18 protein-coding genes and 4 tRNA genes are annotated in these 20,604 nt (G+C 63.3%); 14 read left to right on the top strand and 8 right to left on the bottom strand.

Annotation, left to right across the window (positions count from 1 at the left end; genetic code table 11):
• The 6 genes from CSQ91_RS10910 to CSQ91_RS10885 all read left to right on the top strand — a co-directional run bounded on the left by CSQ91_RS10910 (window position 1) and on the right by CSQ91_RS10885 (window position 7,338).
• Entirely contained in the window at window positions 1-1,359 is a 1,359-nt protein-coding gene (locus tag CSQ91_RS10910) for a TolC family protein (RefSeq protein ID WP_257217288.1), read from the top strand.
• Between the two features lie 2 nt (window positions 1,360-1,361).
• On the top strand, window positions 1,362-2,744 hold the full coding sequence (locus tag CSQ91_RS10905) for a multicopper oxidase family protein (RefSeq protein WP_034783083.1): 1,383 nt from the start codon (window positions 1,362-1,364) through the stop codon (window positions 2,742-2,744).
• 183 nt (window positions 2,745-2,927) lie between these two features.
• Window positions 2,928-4,583, top strand: a complete 1,656-nt coding sequence (locus tag CSQ91_RS29370; protein ID WP_306508661.1) for a methyl-accepting chemotaxis protein — start codon at window positions 2,928-2,930, stop codon at window positions 4,581-4,583.
• Between the two features lie 77 nt (window positions 4,584-4,660).
• Window positions 4,661-5,428 carry a transporter gene (locus CSQ91_RS10895; RefSeq protein ID WP_244965256.1) on the top strand — a complete coding sequence of 256 codons (768 nt, stop codon included), beginning with the start codon at window positions 4,661-4,663 and terminating at the stop codon, window positions 5,426-5,428.
• Between the two features lie 92 nt (window positions 5,429-5,520).
• Window positions 5,521-6,024, top strand: coding sequence for a hypothetical protein (locus CSQ91_RS10890; protein WP_099388251.1), 504 nt, complete (start codon window positions 5,521-5,523; stop codon window positions 6,022-6,024).
• Window positions 6,025-6,039: 15 nt separating this feature from the next.
• A complete protein-coding gene (locus tag CSQ91_RS10885) occupies window positions 6,040-7,338 on the top strand; it encodes an NAD(P)/FAD-dependent oxidoreductase (RefSeq protein WP_099388250.1) in 1,299 nt (432 codons plus the stop codon).
• Window positions 7,339-7,379: 41 nt separating this feature from the next.
• Here the strand turns inward: CSQ91_RS10885 and CSQ91_RS10880 are convergent, their stop codons facing one another.
• On the bottom strand, window positions 7,380-7,895 hold the full coding sequence (locus CSQ91_RS10880; RefSeq protein ID WP_143451007.1) for a DUF6265 family protein: 516 nt from the start codon (window positions 7,893-7,895) through the stop codon (window positions 7,380-7,382).
• Between the two features lie 147 nt (window positions 7,896-8,042).
• Here CSQ91_RS10880 and CSQ91_RS10875 point away from each other — a divergent pair, with 147 nt between their 5' ends.
• Entirely contained in the window at window positions 8,043-8,642 is a 600-nt protein-coding gene (locus tag CSQ91_RS10875; RefSeq protein ID WP_099388248.1) for a hypothetical protein, read from the top strand.
• Between the two features lie 27 nt (window positions 8,643-8,669).
• On the opposite strand, the gene CSQ91_RS10870 is transcribed toward CSQ91_RS10875, so the two are convergent.
• Window positions 8,670-9,383: a sensor histidine kinase gene (locus CSQ91_RS10870; RefSeq protein ID WP_099388247.1), complete on the bottom strand. Its 714-nt coding sequence runs from the start codon at window positions 9,381-9,383 to the stop codon at window positions 8,670-8,672.
• Between the two features lie 309 nt (window positions 9,384-9,692).
• Between CSQ91_RS10870 and CSQ91_RS10865 the strand changes: the two genes are divergently transcribed.
• Window positions 9,693-10,088, top strand: coding sequence for a hypothetical protein (locus CSQ91_RS10865; RefSeq protein ID WP_034783088.1), 396 nt, complete (start codon window positions 9,693-9,695; stop codon window positions 10,086-10,088).
• A gap of 72 nt (window positions 10,089-10,160) precedes the next feature.
• Here CSQ91_RS10865 and CSQ91_RS10860 read toward each other — a convergent pair whose 3' ends face one another.
• Both CSQ91_RS10860 and CSQ91_RS10855 read right to left on the bottom strand, forming a co-directional pair.
• Complete coding sequence (locus CSQ91_RS10860; protein WP_034783090.1) at window positions 10,161-11,144, bottom strand: GGDEF domain-containing response regulator; 984 nt, start codon at window positions 11,142-11,144, stop codon at window positions 10,161-10,163.
• Window positions 11,145-11,494: 350 nt separating this feature from the next.
• Complete coding sequence (locus CSQ91_RS10855) at window positions 11,495-13,978, bottom strand: hybrid sensor histidine kinase/response regulator (protein WP_099388246.1); 2,484 nt, start codon at window positions 13,976-13,978, stop codon at window positions 11,495-11,497.
• Between the two features lie 427 nt (window positions 13,979-14,405).
• Here CSQ91_RS10855 and CSQ91_RS10850 point away from each other — a divergent pair.
• The 4 genes from CSQ91_RS10850 (at window position 14,406) to CSQ91_RS10835 (ending at window position 15,033) form a co-directional block, all read left to right on the top strand.
• Window positions 14,406-14,482: transfer RNA gene (locus CSQ91_RS10850), tRNA-Arg, on the top strand.
• A gap of 82 nt (window positions 14,483-14,564) precedes the next feature.
• Window positions 14,565-14,641: transfer RNA gene (locus tag CSQ91_RS10845), tRNA-Arg, on the top strand.
• A gap of 78 nt (window positions 14,642-14,719) precedes the next feature.
• A tRNA-Arg gene (locus CSQ91_RS10840) sits at window positions 14,720-14,796 on the top strand.
• 160 nt (window positions 14,797-14,956) lie between these two features.
• Window positions 14,957-15,033, top strand: a tRNA-Arg gene (locus CSQ91_RS10835).
• A 55-nt stretch (window positions 15,034-15,088) separates the two neighbouring features.
• Here CSQ91_RS10835 and CSQ91_RS10830 read toward each other — a convergent pair.
• Window positions 15,089-15,961 carry a helix-turn-helix domain-containing protein gene (locus tag CSQ91_RS10830; RefSeq protein WP_099388245.1) on the bottom strand — a complete coding sequence of 291 codons (873 nt, stop codon included), beginning with the start codon at window positions 15,959-15,961 and terminating at the stop codon, window positions 15,089-15,091.
• Between the two features lie 115 nt (window positions 15,962-16,076).
• Between CSQ91_RS10830 and CSQ91_RS10825 the strand changes: the two genes are divergently transcribed.
• Window positions 16,077-17,036, top strand: coding sequence for a phytanoyl-CoA dioxygenase family protein (locus tag CSQ91_RS10825; RefSeq protein WP_099388244.1), 960 nt, complete (start codon window positions 16,077-16,079; stop codon window positions 17,034-17,036).
• A gap of 94 nt (window positions 17,037-17,130) precedes the next feature.
• A complete protein-coding gene (locus CSQ91_RS10820; protein WP_099388243.1) occupies window positions 17,131-18,276 on the top strand; it encodes an alpha-hydroxy acid oxidase in 1,146 nt (381 codons plus the stop codon).
• Here CSQ91_RS10820 and CSQ91_RS10815 read toward each other — a convergent pair.
• From CSQ91_RS10815 to CSQ91_RS10805, 3 genes are all read right to left on the bottom strand, one after another.
• Complete coding sequence (locus tag CSQ91_RS10815; RefSeq protein ID WP_099388242.1) at window positions 18,273-18,779, bottom strand: AAA family ATPase; 507 nt, start codon at window positions 18,777-18,779, stop codon at window positions 18,273-18,275. The genes CSQ91_RS10820 and CSQ91_RS10815 overlap by 4 nt on opposite strands.
• Window positions 18,780-18,971: 192 nt before the next feature.
• Window positions 18,972-19,625: a hypothetical protein gene (locus tag CSQ91_RS10810; RefSeq protein ID WP_099388241.1), complete on the bottom strand. Its 654-nt coding sequence runs from the start codon at window positions 19,623-19,625 to the stop codon at window positions 18,972-18,974.
• A gap of 41 nt (window positions 19,626-19,666) precedes the next feature.
• Window positions 19,667-20,434 carry a CPBP family intramembrane glutamic endopeptidase gene (locus tag CSQ91_RS10805; RefSeq protein WP_099388240.1) on the bottom strand — a complete coding sequence of 256 codons (768 nt, stop codon included), beginning with the start codon at window positions 20,432-20,434 and terminating at the stop codon, window positions 19,667-19,669.
• Window positions 20,435-20,604 lie beyond the last annotated feature (170 nt).

The following is a 20,604-nucleotide window of genomic DNA, read 5'->3' as shown; positions in this document are numbered from 1 at the left end:
ATGGCCCGCTTCACAAAATCAACTTGCCTGACGCCGCTGGCGCTGGCGGCAATCTTGCTGCTCAGTGGCTGCGCCAGCTTCAGCCAGGATGGCGGCATGCAGGCGGTGTCCGCGCTGGCCGGCGCCCGCACGGGCGCTCCCGCGGCGCTGGCCGACAAGGGCGGCGAGGAAAAATTGGCTGCCCTGCTGGCCCAGCCTCTGGATGCCGACAGCGCCGTGCGCATCGCCCTGATGAACAACCACGGCATGAAGGTGGCGCTGGCCGAACTGGGCGCGTCCGAAGCGGATCTGGTGCAGGCGGGGCGCTTGCGCAATCCCGGCCTGTCGTTCGGCCGCTCGCATGGCAGCCATGGCAATGAAATCGACCGCGGCGTCAGCTTCGACCTGGCCGGCCTGCTGACCATGCCGATGCGCGTCAACATCGAGAAGGGCCGTTTCGAGCAAGCCAAGCTGCAGGCCGCCAATAGCGCCGTGCAACTGGCGTCGGACACGCGCCGCGCCTACTTCAATGCCGTGGCCGCCGTACAGACGGAAGCTTTCATGCAGCGGGCGCTGCTGTCGGCCGAGGCGGGCGCCGAACTGGCCACTCGCTTGCAGCAGGCGGGCAACTGGAGCCGCCTCGACCAGGCGCGCCAGCAAGTGTTTTATGCGGACGCCGTCGGCGACCTGGCCCGCGCGCGTCACCAGGCCACGGCCACGCGCGAGCACCTGACGCGCTTGCTGGGCCTGTGGGGCAAGCAAACGGCCTTCACCTTGCCGTCGCGCTTGCCCGATTTGCCAGCCAAGCCAGCCGAGGCGGGCAATATCGAGGCGCAGGCGATGGAGCAGCGGCTCGACGTGCAGATGAGCAAACTCGACGCGCATGCCACGGCCGACGCGCTGGGCCTGGCCAAGGTGACGGGATTCGTCAACGTGCTCGACGTGGGTTATACCAACAAGAGCAGCAGCGAGGCGCCGCGCGAAAATGGCTATGAAGTCTCGCTGGAATTGCCCCTGTTCGACTGGGGCTCGGCGCGCAATGCCAAGGCGCAAGCGTTGTACGAGCAGTCGCTGCAGCGCACGGCGGGCACGGCCGTACGGGCCCGCTCGGAGGTGCGCGAGGCTTATTCGAGCTACCGCACGGCCTATGACCTGGCGCGCCACTACCGCGATGAAGTTGTGCCGCTGCGCAAGACGATCTCGCATGAAGTATTGCTGCGTTACAACGGCATGCTGGCCAGCGTGTTCGAACTGCTGGCCGATGCGCGCGAACAGGTTGCCAGCGTCAACAGCGCCATCGAGACCCAGCGCGATTTCTGGATTGCGCAAACCGAACTGCAAGGCGCCATCAATGGCAGCGGCCCAGCCAACAAGGAATAATGATGATTACACGTAGAAACTTTTTCATGAACGCGGGCGCTGTCGCCCTGAGTGCCGCCGCTGTCAGCAGAGTCGGTGCGGCATCGTTGCCGGAAGCCGTCAGCATGGCTGGCGCCGACACCAAGGCGCCGCCACCGCCGCCGAACGGGCGTCCATACAACCCCGTCGTCACCCTGAATGGCTGGTCCTTGCCTTGGCGCATGAACAACAACGTCAAGGAATTCCATCTGGTGGCCGAACCCGTCGTGCGCGAACTGGCGCCCGGCATGATGGCGAATCTATGGGGCTACAACGGCCAGTCGCCAGGGCCCACCATCGAAGTGGTGGAGGGCGACCGCGTGCGTATCTTTGTCACCAATAAATTGCCGGAGCACACCAGTGTGCACTGGCATGGCCAGCGCTTGCCCAACGGCATGGATGGCGTCACGGGCCTGACCCAGCCCGGCATCGCTCCGGGCAAGACCTTCGTCTATGAATTCGTCGCCAAGCGGCCCGGCACCTTCATGTACCACCCGCATGCCGATGAAATGACGCAGATGGCCATGGGCATGATGGGTTTCTGGGTGACGCATCCGAAAGACCCGAACTTCATGAAGGTGGACCGCGATTTCGTCTTCTTGCTCAGCAACTACGACATCGATCCGGGCAGCTACACGCCGAAGATCATGACCATGACGGATTTCAACCTGTTCACGTTCAACAGCCGCGTCTTCCCCGGCATCGACCCCATGGTCGTGCGCCAGGGCGACAAGGTGCGCGTGCGCGTGGGCAATCTGACCATGACGAACCACCCGATCCACATGCATGGCCATGAATTCGAGGTGACGGGCACGGATGGCGGCTGGACGCGCCCTGAGTCGCGCTGGCCCGAAGTGACGACGGACGTGGCCGTGGGCCAGATGCGCGCCGTGGAATTCACGGCCACGGACCTGGGCGACTGGGCCTTCCACTGCCACAAGTCGCACCACACGATGAATGCCATGGGGCATGACGTGCCCACCATGATCGGCGTCGACCACCAGGGCGTGGCCGCAAAGATCAACCAGCTCGTGCCCGGCTACATGGTGATGGGCGAGCGGGGCATGGCCGACATGGGCGAGATGCAGATGCCGATCCCCGACAATACCTTGCCGATGATGGCCGGCGACGGCCCGTTCGGCGCCATCGGCATGGGCGGCATGTTTACCACAGTCAAGGTGCGCAAGGACCAGAAACCGGGCGACTACCGCGACCCGGGCTGGTACAAGCACCCGGCCGGCAGCGTGGCCTATGAATGGACGGGCGCCTTGCCGGAACCCGTGCGCGGCCAGGGTGCGGGCAAGCAAGTGGTGAAAGGCGGCGTCGAGATGACGGTGCGTAAACCTGGAGCTCACACGGGTCATTAACGCGGGCAATCAGGTACCGTCCTGAACGGCTTGCCTAGCATGGCAAGCCGTTTCGTGTGTTGCTATAAATCAATGAATTGTTGTTTGGTGACAATCCGAGCATTTTTTTCCGTGTTTTTTCTTTATATTCAAGCCAGTACGCTCCAGTTACATCGAGTATCGGCCAGTCTTATGGGAGAAATCATGTTGAACCGGATGAAGGTGGGAACGCGTTTGCTGACGGCTTTTTTTTGCGTCGCGCTAATGGGGGCCATCGTGGCCGGCATCGGTATCTTCAACATGGGCAAGATCGATACCATGGCGGGGCAGATGTACAACCATGAATTGCTGGGCTTGTCGTACATCAAGGAAGCCAATATCGCCTTGATCAAGGTGGGCCGCGCGCGCAGCAATTTCTTGCTGGCGACGACCGCCGAGGAACGTGCCACGCGCCAGGCCGACATCGCCAAATTTCTCGATTCAAACAGGGCCTATCTTGCCAAGGCCCAGCCGCTGTTCGTCACGCCGGCCGCCAAGGAACTGTTTGCCCGCTTTGCCGCCGTCGAAGCCGAGTATGTCGTCACCATGCAGCAGGCGCTCACGCTGGCCGCGGCCGAACCGCTGGCCCAGCGCAGCGCGCAGCTGATCGAATTGCTCAACAAGACGCGCCTGCATGCCGATGAGCTCGATGGCGTGCTCGACAAATTATCATTGCAGAAAGAAGAGCGCGCCAAGGCCGCTTCCGAACAAGCCTCGGGCGTGTACCAGGCCAGCCGCAGTTTCATGATCGCGCTGGTGCTGGGCAGCGTGGCCGCCGGCCTGGCGCTGGGTGCGCTGATCACGCGCGGACTGACGCGCCAGCTGGGCGGCGAACCGGCGTATGCCGTCAAGATCGCCGGCGCCATCGCCGAGGGCGACCTCACCGTCGATATCCGCACGGCCAGCCACGACAGCGCCAGCCTGTTGTTTGCCATGAAAACCATGCGCGACAAGTTGGTGGGCATCGTCAGCCAGGTGCGCTCGGGAACGGACACCATCAACACGGCCTCGGGAGAAATCGCCCAGGGCAACCTCGACCTGTCGTCGCGTACGGAAGAGCAGGCCAGCTCGCTGGAAGAAACGGCTTCATCGATGGAACAGCTGACGTCGGCCGTGCGGCAGAACGCGGACAATGCGCGCCAGGCGAATGCTTTGGCCGGTGCCGCCTCGGAGGTGGCCGGCAAGGGCGGCGCCGTGGTGGGGCAGGTGGTGCAGACGATGGAATCGATCAATGCGTCTTCGCGCAAGATCGTCGACATCATCAGCGTCATCGACAGCATCGCCTTCCAGACGAATATTCTGGCCTTGAACGCGGCCGTGGAAGCGGCCAGGGCGGGCGAGGAGGGGCGCGGATTTGCCGTCGTGGCATCCGAAGTGCGCAACCTGGCGCAGCGCTCGGCCAGTGCCGCCAAGGAAATCAAGACCCTGATCGGCGACTCCGTCGAGCAGGTGGAGATCGGTTCCAAACTCGTGCATGACGCGGGCAAGACGATGGATGAAGTGGTCGCCAGCGTGCGCCAGGTGGCCGACATCATGCAGGAAATCACGGCCGCCAGCGCCGAGCAAAGCGCCGGCATCGAGCAAGTCAACGAGGCCGTGCTGCAGATGGACCAGGTGACGCAGCAAAACGCGGCCCTGGTGGAGGAAGCGGCGGCCGCCGCCGAATCGCTGCAAGACCAGGCGCAAACCCTGACGGAACTGGTCGGCGTGTTCCGCCTGCATGCCCAGGCGCAACAGATGGCCGTGCCCGCGTCCAGCAACGTCACGCCGCTGCGCCGGCCGGCGCCACCCGCCAGGCAGGGCGTGCGGCGCCTGGCCTGACGGCGGCGGGATCGGGCGCAATCGGCGCGGCGGTGGTAGGCTGTCGCTATTGCGCGTTTACCACTTCCGGGTCTTTCATGCCGTCTTCCTGCTTGCTGTGCTTACCTCTGCTGTTGCTGTCCCTGGCGCCCCTGGCGCAGGCGCAGGACAGCGATCCCGTCCTGCCTTACCGTCCTTCGGTGGCCAGTCCCGCCCAGCTGCCCGTGCCGGGCCAGCTGGAATTCGAGGCCGGCGGCCTGCTGTCGAAAACGGACGGCACGCGCCGCGCCAGCCTGCCGTACACGTTCAAACTGGCGTTTACGCCCGAATGGGGCGTGCTGCTGGAAGGCGAGGGCTTCGTGCGCGCGCGCGACGCAACGGGCCGGCGCGAAACGGGCGTGGGCGACACGACGGTCGTGCTCAAGCGGGCCTTTTTGCTCGACAGCGCCACGGCCCTGGGTCTGGAGCTGGGCTGGAAGTTGCCGACAGCCAAGGACAGCATCGGCAGCGGCAAGAGCGACGTGTCGCTGAACGGCATTCTCAGCCGCGACCTGGGCGCCGTGCACGTGGATGCCAACCTGAACGCCACGCGCCTGGGGGCATCGGACCCTGGCGCGGGCAGGGTGCAAACGGGCTGGGCGACCTCCTTTTCCACGCCCGTCAGCGACCGCTGGGGCGCCACGGCGGAAGTGTCGGGCACGCGCTTGCGCGGTGTGCCGGCCACGGCCCAGCTCTTGTTGGCCGCCACCTACAGTCCCACGCCGCGGCTGGCCATCGATATCGGCTTGGCGCGCGGTGTGACGGCGGCGTCGCCGGACTGGTCGCTGTTCAGCGGCCTGGTCGTGCCGTTGGGTAAGCTGTGGTGAGATTGCCACGGCTTTCCTTATGTGTCCTTGCGAACAAACAGTTGGTTGTACAAGGTCTACAATTGCGGCATAACTGATAAAAGGAGTGTCCCATGAAAACCCTCATTCTCGCCGCCGTCCTGCTGTCGGCCGCTACCGCTGCCGTCGCCCAGGTTGGCGTCTCCGTCACCGTCGGCCAGCCGGGCTTTTACGGACGCATCGACATAGGCGACTATCCAGCGCCGCAATTGATCTATGCCCAGCCCGTCATCGTGCAGCGCCCGCAATACTATTCGGCGCGCCCCATTTATCTGCGCGTGCCGCCCGGCCATGCGAAAAACTGGTCGAAGCACTGCCGCAAGTATAATGCCTGTAACCAAGAGGTATATTTCGTCCAGGATAGTTGGTATAACAACCAATATGTGCCCCGTTACCGCCAGCAGCATGGCGACCATGGCCGTCCCGATTACGGTGACCGCGGCCGTCATGACAACAAGCATGACAAGCACTTTGACAAGCATGATGACAAGCGCGACAAGCATGACAACAAGCATGACAACAAGCCGGGCAAGGGCCATGGCAATGGTCACGGCAATGGCAACGGGCACAGGGATTAACACGCAGGAGGATCTTTGCACAGTAAAATCGTTATCGTAGGGGGAGGAGCAGGCGGCCTGGAGCTGGCCTGCAAACTCAGCCGCAAGCTCGGCGCCGGCCAGGTCACCCTGGTCGACAGCCGGCTGTACCATATCTGGAAGCCTTCGCTGCATGAAGTGGCGGCCGGTACCCTGGACATTCATCAAGAGGGCCTGTCGTACCAGATGCTGGCGCATGACAATGGTTTTACCTATGTCTATGGTCCTTTGATCGGGCTCGACGCCGCGTCGAACAGCCTCACCGTGGGCGCCATCGCCACCGACAAGGATGAGCAGCTGCTGCCGCAGCGCACTGTCAGCTACGACCAGCTGGTGCTGGCCGTGGGCAGCACCTCCAATTACTTCGGCGTGCCCGGCGCCCAGGAAAACACGATTTCCCTGAATGCCACGGAAGATGCCGAACGTTTCCGGTTGACCCTGCTGAAACTGCTGGCCATGGCCGAGCAGCGCCAAGGCGACGCGGGCCACCCTGGTGTCGACATCGTCATCATCGGCGGCGGCGCCACGGGCGTGGAACTGGCGGCCGAATTGCGCGAAGCGAGCGGCGTGTATGCGGCGTATGGCTTCCAGAATCTCAATGCCATCAAGGATGTGCGCATCACCCTGCTCGAAGGGGCGCCGCGCATCCTGGCGCCGCTGCCCGAGCGCGTCTCCATCGCCGCCTCGAAACTGCTGCATAAACATGGCATCACGGTGGTGACCGACACGCGCGTCACCACGATCGAAGCCGACAAGGTGACGGTGGCCAGCGGCACCAGCTATGCGGCCGACATCTGCGTGTGGGCCGCCGGCATCCGCGCGCCGGAATTCCTGTCCACGCTGGGGCTGCCGACCAACCGCGCCGGCCAGCTGGAAGTGACGGGCATGCTCAATGTGCAGGGCCACGCGAATATTTTCGCGCTCGGCGACTGCGCCGCCTGCACGGGGCCCGATGGCAAACTGGTTCCCCCGCGCGCCCAGGCGGCCCACCAGCAAGCCGATTACCTGCTGAAAACGTTCCTGCTGCAAGCGAAGGGCAAGCCGTCGCAAACGAAGCCGTACGAATACCTGGACTACGGTTCGCTCGTGTCGTTTGGCCGCACCACCTCGGTCGGCACCCTGATGGGTTCCCTGAAGGGCCTGAGCTGGTTCGTCGAAGGGTTTGTCGCGCGCATGATGTATGTCAGCCTGCACCTGATGCACCACAATGCCGTGCTGGGCAGCGTGCGCACGGCCGTCATGGCCATGGGCCGTTTCCTGATCAAGCGCAGCACGCCGCAGGTCAAGCTGCACTAAGCCGTTGCTATCCCATCAAAAAGGGGCCTTGCGGCCCCTTTTTATTTGCCGCGCGCGATGGGCGCCGCTTCGCAGCGTCCCCGCGTCATGGGGAAATCGATGGTGGTGAGCTTGCCTTTCAAGGTGCCAGTGATGCTGGCATGCAGGATGCGCTCGCTGTCGCGGCGGTAGATGATGCGGCTCGGGAAGTCATTGTCCAGGTTGGCGAAGATGAATTCATTCGGTTTGTCCTGGCGCAGCAGATTGAAGATCACGGGCGGCTGGCCCGACGGCTGCACGATGTAGGCCAGCTGGCCCGGCTCCGTGAGGCGGATCTGCACGAATTCAAAGGCCGTCGTCTTGCCGCCCTTGACGGTGCGGCTGGTGCCGAGGATGGTGCCGCCGGCGGCCGTGCTCCATTGTTCGCCGGAGCCGGGCTCGGCGCCGTCGACGTTCCAGCAGCCGGCCAGCCAGGCCAGCTTGTCCACGGTTTCCGGCGGCGGCACGGTATTGTCGGCGGCCTGGGCGGCGCCCATGGCCAGCAGCGCTGCCAGCAAGGTCGTTGCGAGTCGTTGCATGCCATCTCCTGTCGTTGCGATGTTAGCGGTCACTAGGGCACGCCGGCGGCGTGCCTGGCCAGTGTAGCCGATGCTGGGCTGCACACGGCAAACACTTTATACTCGGGAAAGATGCCGACCGTCACCACCATCACGCCAAGGACAATCATGCACGATACTTCCACACAGCCGCGCGGCGCCGCCAGGCCGGGCCAGTTCGACGAGCGCTACATCAGTCTGAAAAGCCTGGGCCTGGACCCGGAGCAGCTCGATTTTTACCAGCTGCTGCTGGCCTGCAGGGCGAAGGGGGATGCCGGGGAAAGCCTGCGGCAGGTCGCGCGTTTCCGCACGGATGGCTATGGCAAGTCCCGCTTCATCAGCAGCCTGGATGCGTTGCCGGCGCCGTTGGCCACGTTTCCCCTGTGGCGCGCCGAGCTTGACGGCTGGCCCGGCGAACTGGCGCGCGAGGACTTGCTGGCGCGGGCCTGTGTAGCGCTGGAGCAGCCGGTCGGCGTCTTCCTCGCCTCGGCTGGCTGGCGCACGGCATTGCCCGACATTTGGCAAACCCTGCTGGCGCTGGGATGGCGTCAGGCGGGTTCTCCGGCCGATGCCGCCCTGGCGGCGCAATTGACGGATGTATTGCGTGTTGGACATTTCTTGCAGGTGCTGGCAGGCGATCGCAGCAGCCTGGCCGGGCATGGCGCGCGCCGCGATGTGCTGGGGGCGCAACTGCTGTTGCCGGAAGAGGGGATGCCGCTGCCCCGTTGAGGCGGGCAGGGCGCCCGTTGCGGGAAATTATTCTTTTGGCGTAACGCGCGGCAAGACGACGGTCAGGGCCGTGCCGCCTTGCGGATTGGCCGTCAGGCTCAGAGTGCCGCCCAGGTAATGCACGCGCTCGCGCACGGAGCGCAGGCCGTGCTTGCTCATTTCGACGGGTTCGCTCTTCGGCAGCCCCACACCGTCATCCTTGACGGTCATCATCAGCGCGTCCTCATTGTCGTCGATGATGATATCCACTTGCGTGGCGTGGGCGTGCGCGGCGATGTTGCCGAGCGCTTCTTCCAGGGTGCGCAGCAGGGCCACGCCCACGTTGCGCGGGCAAATCAGTTCATCTTCGGGCAGGCTGCAGCGCACGGTGATCTTGTGCTGTTCGGCAAATTGCGCGGCCAGTTCACCCAGCGCGACATTTACGCCGAGAAACTCGAGCTTGTCGTTCCACAGCTTCATCTGCATCTGGCGGTTGGTCTCGATCACATTCAGCAGCAATTGCTTCATGGTCGCCGCGCGGTCGAGCAAGGCGGCTTCCTGCGGCATCTTTTGCGTCAGCAGCGACAGGTGCATGGTCAGCGCCGTCAGCGAGGAGCCGAGGCTGTCGTGCAACTGGCGCGACAGGGCGCGCCGTTCATTGTCCCAGCTGGTGTTGACATGACCCAGCAACTCGCTGAGGTCGGCGGCGCGTTCCGCATCGGCCTGGGCCGCTTCCTTGTTCGGATCTGTTTGTGCGGACATAGCGCCCCGTGAATGGTGAAAGGTGAGGACCAAATTCAAGTTGTGGATCATACATGAGGATTTCATCGCGGGGCGCATGGATGGAAAATTTCTGTCTTTTCGGCAATTTTGATCTCCTTCCATCACTTTTATATGATAGGCAATATTATCGCTTTCGCCAGCAGGCAAAGTTCCCGTCGTTACGTACGGCTGCGCACATACCGGGACGCTGCGCGCTGCCATAGTGGGGCTGTGCATCCCCATGCAGCATAGCCGCCCCGCGGCGCAGGGCGCGATACAGGCCCGCTTACCGAAACGAAAGGACATGCCATGAATATCGATACCATCGTCGACAAGGAATACCTCGACAAAAGCTTCCGCGACATTGTCAATGCACCCATCAGCGCCCTGCGCGGCGTCAGCGCGAAGGATGCCAAGGCATTGCAGCAAGCGTTTGGCGTGAACACCGTGCGCGAACTGTCCAACCTCAATTTCGTCAAATGGGCCAGCGCGCTGGCCATCCTGGCCGATGAGGAGGGCATGAGCGGCGAAGAGCGGGCCAAGGAAGAATTGCTCGATGACGCCGTGGAAATGACGTTCCCTGCCAGCGACCCGATTTCCGTCGATGCCGGCATCACGCGCATCGAAGTGCCGCCCGAAACCGTCAATGCGCAAACGGATCACCAGCATGCGGGCCAGCATGAAGTGAGCGCTGGCAAGAAATAAAGCGTCCAAAGCAAAAAAACCGGCTGGCCGTGAGGCTTGCCGGTTTTTTTACGTGCCGCTCAATAAAAAACTTCAGGCGATCGACGGGATGCTGCTTTTCTGCATGTTGACCTGCGAGGCGATCACTTCGTGCGGCGTGCAGCAAAAGCGGTTCTTGCCGGCGCGCTTGGCTTCATACAGGGCCGTGTCGGCCGCGCCCAGCAGGGATTCGACGGTGCTGGCGTCGTCCGGGTAGATGGCGATGCCGATGCTGGTCGACAGGCGCAGGGTCAGGTCGTTGATGAAATACGGCTCGGAAATGACTTCGATCAGCTTGGCGGCCGGTTCGCGCGCGTCGCCCTTGCCGGCCAGGTTGCCCAGCACGATGACGAATTCATCGCCGCCGATGCGCGCCACCGTGTCTTCTTTGCGCGATGCGCCCACCAGGCGGCCCGCCACCATTTTCAGGATATCGTCGCCATAGCCGTGGCCGTAGCTGTCGTTGATGGCCTTGAAGCCGTCCAGGTCCAGGTACAGGATGGCGGACTTGCCGCGGCTGCGGGCCGATTGCTGCAAGGTATGCTCGATGCGGTCTTCCAGCAGGCGCCGGTTCGGCAAGCCCGTCAGCGGATCGTGCAGCGCCAGTTCCTGCTGCTGCTTGCTGTATTGCGCCAGTTCCTTGTACAGCAGGCGCACTTCCAGCATGTTGTGGATGCGTTTGTGCACTTCCATCAGGTCGAAGGGCTTGCTGATGAAGTCGCGCGCGCCCGCTTCCAGGGCGGCGATCTTGAAACTCGGCTGCGCCGTCAGGGCCAGCACGGGCAGGTAGCCGCCATGTTCGATTTCCTTCAAGCCTTTCATGACCTGGAAACCATTGAGTTCCGGCATTTGCAGATCCAGCAAGATCAGGTCGTAGCAATGCTCCTGGTGCAGGGGGCAGACCTGCGCCGGACGCATGGTGGCCGTGACATTGGTGTAGCCGGCATCGCGCAGGATTTCCAGCATCAGGTCGACATTGTCGGGTGAATCGTCAACGACCAAAATTTTGGCTTTCAAAATCTCATCTTGGCTGGGCATGTAGGGTCTCGGTTATACGGTCTATGCAACACTGGCTTCTACCGCAGCGAATGGGCTGGCGGCGCGGCTGACGGCGGTCGGATGATAGTAGCGCCTTGCAACAAGATAGGGCGCACAACAGCGCTTGAACTCGCTTCTGCCAATGACGGCAGCCAAGGTCGACGGTCTCCAGCCTGCCATGCAGGTGTGCTTCTGCATTTCAGTGTAGCAAACTTCAGCTTAGTTGCTTGTAGGACAGTGCCGCGTCTGAAAGTAGGAAGGCTAAACCACAAAATAGTTATTTTGTTCTGCACTATGTATTTCTTTGCATCATCTTTTTGCGGGCTATCTTGCCGCCCTGGCGGCGCTGTTCAAGGCGGCGAGCCGGTCACGCGCGCGGCGGCCAGTTGCGCCACTGCCGCCACCAGTTCGGCCGGGTCGAGCGGTTTCGACACCCAGTCCTGGAAGCCGCTGGCCAGCGCCCGCTGGCGATCCTGCGGTTGTGCAAACGCCGTCAGGGCCAGCGCGGGCAGCCGGGCCGCCTCAGGGGAGGCGTGCGCGCGGACTTGCGCCAGCAAGTCGAAACCGTCGGCATCAGGCATGCCGATGTCGCTGACCAGCACATCCGGGCGTACCTGGTCCAGCAGTTGCAGCGCTTGCGCCACGCTGCCGGCGCTGTGCACTTCGGCGTTGTTGTCGCGCAAGATACGCTCCGTCAGCTCGCGCGCATCGGCTTCGTCATCGACCAGCAGCACCGTGACGCCGCGCAAGTCATGGCTGGCGGACGGGGTGCTGCCCGCCTGGCGCGCGGCAACGGCCGGCGTCCCCAGGGGCAGGCGCACGGTAAAGCTGGCGCCCTGCATGTCGCCGGCGCTGCTGACGGTGACCGTGCCGCCGTGCTGCTCCACCAGGTGCTTGACGATGGCCAGCCCCAGCCCCAGTCCGCCATGCCGGCGCGTGGTCGAGGCGTCGGCCTGGCGGAAGCGGTCGAATACGTGGGGCAGGAAATCTTTCTTGATGCCGACGCCGTTGTCGGCCACCGTGATGGCCAGTCGGGTCGCTTCGCGGTGCACGTCGATATCGACCCGCCCTCCTTGTGGCGTGAACTTCAGGGCATTCGACAGCAGGTTCCAGATCACTTGCTGGATGCGGCTGGGGTCACCCGTGATGCGGCCCGCATCGCTGGCGATATTGCTGTGGATGGCGATGTGCTTGGCGTCGGCCGCCGGGCGCAGGGTTTCGATGGCCGAGGCGATGATGCTGGCGGGCACGATGGTTTGCAGGTCGAGCAGCACCTTGTCTGAGGTGATGCGGCTCATGTCGAGCAAGTCTTCGATCAGCTGCGCCTGCGCGCGCGCATTGCGTTCGATGCTTTGCAAGCCGCGGTGCAGGTCGGCCTCGTCGCGCGTGCCGCGCCGCAGCACCTGGGCCCAGCCCAGGATGGCCGACAAGGGCGTGCGCAGCTCATGCGACAGGGTGGTGAGAAAATCGTCTTTCAGCTGGTTCGTGCGCTCGGCCTCGGCGCGCGCCTCGCGTTCGCTGTCGAGCAGCACCTTGCGCTCTTCGGCGGCGCGCGTGGCAGCCGCGTACAAGCGCGTATTGTCGAGCGCGACGGCGGCCTGGGCAGCGATGGCTGAAACGATGCGTTCGCTGCGCGCACTGAACATGCCCGCCTGCGGATGGCCGAGCAGCAAGCGCCCCAGCAACAGGCCCGAGCGCGAGCTGACAGGCAGGCTCAGGCAGCTGCGCAGCGGCGGCGCGCCGCCGGCGCTGGCGTCGGGCGCGGCCAGCAAGTCGTTCTGGCGCATGGCTGGTCCCTGGCGCAGTTCCGTGGCAATGGCATCGGCCTCGCACAGGCTGATGCCGTTGACGGCGCGCGCCGCGGGCAGCGGGGCGGCGCTGTCGTGGAGCTCGCCCGCATCGTCATAATACAAGGCGCCGAAGTGCGCGCCGCTGATGCGCGTGGCCGCATCGACGGTTTCCTGCAGCAGGGCCGGCAAGTCCAGGGTGCCGGCCAGGGCCGCGCCCGTATTGTTGAGCAACTCCAGCACGCGCGTTTCATCGCGCAGGGCTTCCTGCGCGCGCTTGACCTGGTCGACATCGGTGCTCGTGCCAAACCAGCGCAGCAGCTGGCCGCCCCGGTCGCGTACGGGATTGGCGCGCGTCAGGAACCAGCGGAACTGGCCGTCGGCGCCGCGGATGGGGAATTCCATTTCGAAGGGCGTGCCATCGCGCAAGGCGGCCTTCCAGGCATGCAGCATGGGTGGCAGATGCTGCGCGTGATAGGCGATGCTCCAGCCATCGCCCGCCATCTGTTCGGCGCTGGTGCCCGTATAGTCGTGCCAGCGCTGGTTGTACCACGCAATGGTGCCGTCGAAGCCGGCGATCCAGGCCAGTTGCGGGATGGAATTGGCCAGCGCGCGCAAGTCTTCCTCGCTGTGGCGCAAGCTTTCTTCGCTGGCCTTGCGCTGGCTGATGTCCTGGATATACGTGGTCAAGCCATCGCTGGAAGGGAAGATGCGCACTTCCAGCCAGCGCCCCAGCGGCGTGTACAGCAGTTCGAAGCTGCCGCCGTGCTGTTGCGCCATGGCGCGCCGATACTGCGTTTCCAGTTCCGTGCCCAGCAGTTCCGGGCAGGCTTGCCACAGGCTGCTGCCAGCCAGGCTGGCGCCAGGCGGACGCTGCGGCGCCAGCATGTCGGTGCCGCGCGTATTGATATAGCGGATGCGCCAGTCGCGGTCGAGCAGGCAAAAGCCATCGGTGATGCCCTCCAGCAGGTTGGCCAGGCGCTCGTCGGATAGGCTCAGCGGCGCTGATGGGGGAAGCAGATCTTGCTCGCGGTCATGCTTGGCCATCGGAAATCCTGCAACAGTGAGTCTGCCGCACGGGCGCTTGCCCCGCCGGGCCGCCGCCGCTAAGCTCAGTTAAATGGAGCATGATGGAATTGCCCGCCGTCATGAATTAGGGGAGGCACAAGCGCCCCTGTCTGACTGGTATTGTAGCCCCAAGCGCCGCGCCGCCACCGCACGCTTGCGCGCCGCCTGCAGATAGCACTGGACAGGCTTGAAAGCAGTCCCTATAATCCCGCTTCTTTCGAGACAGCAACTTCTCGATTCGCTGGAAGCTCCTGTGAAAGCAGAAGTGTCCATCGATAAAAAGGCGTGAGCTTTTTGGCAGTGAAAAGGTAGTCGATCATGCGGGGCGGTATTCTGCAAAATCAGCTAAGCGATTGAAAAATCGAACTTTTCAAAGCGAAATGAATACGCTATAATGTTTGCCTGCGCGGCTGTAGCTCAGCTGGATAGAGTACTTGGCTACGAACCAAGGGGTCGTGGGTTCAATTCCTGCCAGCCGCACCAGAATACTGAAAATCAGACTTTGCCTGGTTTTGTTGTAAGCAGTTTCACCTCCATGCTGTCGATGGAATGTTGTAGAAGTTTTGCGGCTGTAGCTCAGCTGGATAGAGTACTTGGCTACGAACCAAGGGGTCGTGGGTTCAATTCCTGCCAGCCGCACCAGTATTGCCAAGATGGAGTTCGCTTCATGTTGATGAAAGTTTCAAGCTTCGCGCCGTCCGGCGAAGTGTGTCAGAGTTTGCGGCTGTAGCTCAGCTGGATAGAGTACTTGGCTACGAACCAAGGGGTCGTGGGTTCAATTCCTGCCAGCCGCACCAGTATTTGCAGTAGTGAAAAAACCCGGAAAGTTCGCTTTCCGGGTTTTTTTTCGTCCTGACGGGACGCGGGCAGGGTGCATGTTGGCGGCCTGGGCAATTGTGAAATATCCGCACGGCGCCCTTTGCCATTCTGCAAAGCCCTGCTATAATCTTGTCTTAGGCGGCTGTAGCTCAGCTGGATAGAGTACTTGGCTACGAACCAAGGGGTCGTGGGTTCAATTCCTGCCAGCCGCACCAGAATATTGGGGGTCAGATTGTAAAATCTGATCCCCTTTTTCGTTTCTGAATGGATTTACGCTGCGCCAGTGGCGCCACGCCGGTATTGCAGGCGAAACGCGCGCGGCGTGACTTGCCTGGCGGCGCGGAACTGGCGGTTGAAATGCGCGAGGTTGCGGTAGCCAGCCTCTTGCGCGATGACGGCGATGGCGAGATTGCTTTCGATCAGCTGTTGGCAGGCGCGGCCGATACGCAGCCGCGCCAGGTACTCGCCCGGCGTGCAATGCGCGTGGCGCTTGAAACAGCGGTGAAAGGCGCCCAGCGACAGGGCCGCCCGCTGCGCCAGGGTTTCCAGTGCAATCTCTTCCCGGAAATGCGCGTGCATGAAGTCAAACACGATTTCCATGCGCTTTTGCTGCCCATCGGGCATCGGCGCCTGCGCCGTTGACGCCAGCGGCTGCGCACCCCCGTCGCCCGCCAGATCCAGCAGCACGTCGAGCAGCAGCGGCAAGCGCTGCGGTACGGGCAGCGCATTCAATTGCAGCAGTCTGGATGCGCTGCGCGCGCTCGTTGCCGGCGAAAAATGCAGGGCAGGGCCGGCGCGGCGCGCCAGTTGCCGGACGCTGTGCAACTCCGGAAAACAGGCCGCCAGCTGCTCCACCCATTCGAGGGAAAACCACACGACGACGGCCAGCATGGGCTGCGTGCCGTCCATGCGTTCGCTGGCCGACCACGTGTGCGGCAAATTCGGCCCCAGCAGCACCAGGTCGCCCGGCTCGAAATCGCCCAGGTGGTCGCCGATGTAGCGTTGCCCCCGCGCATTGACCGTCAAGGTCAGCTCGAACTGCGGGTGGTAGTGCCAGATGAAGGGAATGGCATCGAGTTCGCGCCATAGCAAGCCCCAGGAGTGGCCTGTCGGGATCGTGACTTGTTCGAATAAAGGCGTCATCGTGACGTTTTAAGGTAGTGGATAGTCAGGATAGTATCAGGATTGGTTGCTGTGCACCCATTTTACACGGCACTGCCGAAGCACAATCTGTCTCACACCAACACAGGAGACAGCGATGCAAGAAGACCGATATCAATACGGCGAAGACCGTCCCGGCAACCCGTCCGTGGCCTACACGGAACAAACCCAGTTGCGCGACATCCAGAAACAGCTGCCGCTGCGCGTGCTGTCCGACAGCGACTTTTTGCACTGGCAAACCTACGGTTACGTCATCGTCAAGGATGCCGTGCCGCCGGAACAGGTGCGCCGCACAACCGATTTCCTGTGGGAATTCCAGGGACTGGACCAGCATGACCCTGCCACCTGGAACCGGGACCAGCTGCGCGACCACGCCATGAAAGAGCTCAACGGTTCCGGCATGGTCGAGGCTTACCACAACCAGACCCTGTGGGATAACCGCCAGACCCAGCGCGTGTATGACGCCTTTGTCGACATCTGGGACCGTCAGGATTTGTGGGTGACCATCGACCGCGCCAACCTGAACACGCCGAACAACGGCAAGCGCAAGTTTGGCGGCTTCATCCACTGGGATGCCGACACCACGCTCGACCCGCTGCCCGTCAACGTGCAAGGCGTGCTGGCCCTGTCCGACACCTCGCCCGAGAGCGGCGGTTTCCAGTGTTATCCAGAATTGTTCAACAAATTGCTGGCGTGGCGCAAGACGGTGCCGCTTGATCGCAACCCGTGGCAGCCAGACCTGGCGACGGTGCCGTACCCGATGGAATTCATCGCCATGAAGAAAGGAGAGCTGCTGATCTTCAACAGCTTGCTGGCGCACGGCATCCGCCCGAACACGTCGGCGGACCAGGTGCGCCTGGCGCAATATATTTCCTTCACGCCGGCGCAGGAAGACAATCAAGCCTTGCGCGACTGGCGCGTGCAAAGCTGGCGCGAGCGCAGCGCGCCGCAGGGCTATGCGTTTCCCGGCGACCCCGAGGAAAAGGAAAAGCTGCGCTATCCGCAGGCGCGGTTGACGGCGCTGGGCGAGCAGATCCTCGGCGCGCGCGACTGGTAAGTGTGGCGCGGGTTCCGATGGCATTGCCTGCCGGATAGACAATTGCAGGCAAATGCACGATCATGGTTCGACTTGCCATCGACCGAGGAAACGCATGAGTATCATCACCTGCATCGAAGACTTGCGCGTGCTGGCCCAGAAACGGGTGCCGCGCATGTTTTACGACTACGCCGATTCCGGCTCCTGGACGGAGTCGACGTACCGCGCCAACAACAGCGATTTCGCGAAGATCAAATTCCGCCAGCGCGTGGCCGTCAACCTGGAAAACCGCAGCCTGGCTTCGACCATGGTGGGGCAGCACGTATCGATGCCGGTGGCCCTGTCGCCCACGGGCTTGACAGGCATGCAGCATGCGGATGGCGAAATCCTCGCGGCCCAGGCGGCTGAGCGTTTCGGCGTGCCATTCACGCTGTCGACCATGAGCATCTGCTCGATCGAGGATGTGGCGGCGAACACGACGAAACCGTTCTGGTTCCAGCTGTATGTGATGAAGGACCGCGAATTCATCAACCGCCTGATCGACCGCGCCAAGGCGGCCAAATGCGGCGCGCTGGTGCTGACCCTGGACTTGCAGGTGCTGGGGCAGCGCCACAAGGACTTGCGCAACGGCCTGTCGGCGCCACCGAAATTGACGATTCCCAACATCATCAACATGGCCACCAAGCCGCGCTGGGTGGCGGGCATGCTGGGCACGAAGCGGCGCGGCTTCGGCAACATCGTCGGCCATGCCACTTCCGTGTCCGACATGTCGTCCCTGTCGGCCTGGACGCAGCAGCAGTTCGACCTGAGCCTGTCGTGGGCGGACGTGGAATGGATCAAGCAGCGTTGGGGCGGGAAATTGATCATCAAGGGCATCATGGACCCGGAAGACGCGCGCCTGGCCGTGGAAAGCGGCGCCGACGCGCTGATCGTCTCGAACCACGGCGGGCGCCAGCTCGATGGCGCGCAATCGTCGATCGAAGCCTTGCCCGCCATCGTCGACGCCGTCGGCAGCCAGATCGAAGTGCACATGGATGGCGGCATCCGCTCGGGCCAGGACGTGATCAAGGCCGTGGCCCTGGGCGCGAAAGGCGTGTACATCGGCCGCCCCTTCCTGTACGGCCTGGGCGCCATGGGCGGCCCGGGCGTCACCAAATGCCTGGACATCATCCGCAACGAGCTGGACCTGACGATGGCCTTTTGCGGCTTGCGCGACCTGCAGCAGGTGGACAAGAAGATCCTGCTGCCGGGCACGTTTTAAGCGGCAATCCGCACAATATCAAAGCCTTCCGAGGCCTGGGGCGGCACGAAGTGGCGCGTGATGGCGTCAAAATCAGCGTCGCTGGTGGAGAACGGGTGCAGCCCGCTGGCATTGCGCTGGCGCAAGCGCGCCTTGCATTCCTCGTCCGGCACGTCCAGGTAATGCAGCACGTGCGGCGTGCCCGCCTGCTGGAACAGCTCGCGCATCCAGGCGCGGCTGGCGGGCGTATTCGCGGGGAAATCGAGCACGACGGACACGCCCGCCTGCAGCATCTGCAGGGCCAAAGGGGCGATGGCTGCGCGCAGCCGCGCAGCGCAGGCCGCGTAGTCGGCCAGGCTGGCGATCTGGCCCGGATACAGCTGCGCCAGCAAGCTGTCTTCGCTGATGCGCACGGTGTGTGGCGCGCTGGCCAGCCGGGTGGTCAGGGTGGATTTGCCCGAGGCAATTTTGCCGCACACGAGGTGCAGGGTGGGGGCAGCGGTGGTGCTGGAGGTAGGGGACATGGTCGCTCGCTAGAAAGAAATAATGCCTGCGAGACGTCTTGATCTATTACTGCAAATCAAAGCCGCCTCTCAGGCGGCTTTGGCAATCACTGTCCTGCTAAGCCACCATCGGTCGAATGGCGGCAATAATCGATGGCAGGGGAGGAAATGGCGATTGCATGGCGCAACGATGTCATGGAATGGCTGGCGCTGTCAATTGTCGATGCGCGTCCATGGCTCGCGGAACGTGGCCGCATCGAGCGGCCGCGCATGCGGGTCGTCGGGCTGGAACAGGCCGCCGATCAGCATATCCTGGATGGCGCCCGTGAAACCGCCGTACGCGGCGCGGCCCCACTGGCGTTGCGTGCAGGCGAAGAGGACGGCGTCTTGCTGCGCCGCCAGCTGCGTCAAGGAGTGCCGCAAGGTGGCGCTCGCTTCCGGCCCCATGTCCGTGGCGATGGCGCACACCAGGCGCTGGCCAAATTGCAAGGGCTTGCCTGCTCGTCCCAGCAGCGATTCGTTGGCCAGGGTGAGGAACACATCGGGCGCCTGGTCGTCCTTTTCGCAAATGGTCCAGATGGGCGCCCATGCTTCCAGGCTCATGAAGCGGGCGTCGCGTGTTTCCGGCGTATGCGTCCACTTGGCGTGCGATTTGTCGTCCCAGCCCAGGCGGCCAAAGGAAATCGGCTTGCCCTTGGGATTGTATTGATGGCTGCGCACGCCGGGCTTGCCCCTCGCGCTTGCCTGCGCCATGAGCCCATCGAGGCTGGCGGCAAACGGCGTCCATTGCGCCGCATCCCACAGCGGCGCCGCAGCGGGCGCGGCCAGCAGCAGGAATACTTCGTAATCACGTGAAAAAAACGCCATGCAGCTTCCTCGGCAAGTGGATGGAAAAATGTGTCGCAATATTATAGTTGCGCTTGCGACAGGACGGCGCGCTGGCTGGGGCGCAGCAGGTAGACGCCGTACAGGCACAGGGGCAGCACGGCCAGCAGGGCGATATATGGCAGGATCGACGCGCCGTCTTCGGCCGGGTTGGGCAAGGTGGCCGTCACCAGCGCGTAATCCCACAAGCCATGCACGAGCACCATGGGCCAGATGGAGCGGGTACGCAGGCGGATGGCCGCGTAGCCGACGCCCTGCAGGGTGGCGGCCACGGCTTGCCACAGGGCGCCGCTGACGTCGCCCGTGGCCAGGCCGTTGGCCGTGTGGGCCAGGCCGAACAGTGCCGATGACATCAGGACGGCCGGCCAGACGGCGTAGCGCTCCAGCATGCCTTGCAGCAAGATGGCGCGGAACATCAGCTCTTCCGAGACGGCCACCAGCGCCGCATTGCAAGCGACGATCAGCAGCACGCGCGGCTGCGGCCAGCCGCCGGCCCAGGCCAGCAACAGCATCAGCAGCGCATACAGCAGGGGCGGCCAGACGAGCCACAGCGTTTTCCATGGCTGCGGCGCGCACAGGCCCGCCGCTCGGCGCCGGCTTGAGGCCAGCAGCAGCGCCAGCGCGAACAGGGCGGCCAGCGCCCACGACAGTCCGATGCGGCCGGTGACGGCGGCGCCCGGCAAGGCGTAGCCGGCCGCTTCCAGCCAGCGGCCGCCCAGGCTCAAGCCCAGCCAGATGGCCAGTGCGATGAGGGTGACGGGCATGGTGAGGGCGATTCTAGGGAAGGGCATGGTTGGCTTCGGTGTTGGCCGCGTCGGTTACTGCGTACATGGGCGAATCATGAAGTTGCATCAATGATATGGTGAAAAATATTGCCATAGTACATTAAAAGCATCGTCACAAAATTGCCACATCGTTATAGTTGCATGGAATAATAAGCATTCGTCCGTTTGCCGCCAGA

It is taken from the genome of Janthinobacterium sp. BJB301, from assembly GCF_002735685.1.
In the GTDB taxonomy this organism is placed as follows: domain Bacteria; phylum Pseudomonadota; class Gammaproteobacteria; order Burkholderiales; family Burkholderiaceae_D; genus Janthinobacterium; species Janthinobacterium lividum.
Note: the sequence above shows the minus strand (reverse complement) of the source record. Positions and strands in the feature narration are given on the sequence as shown.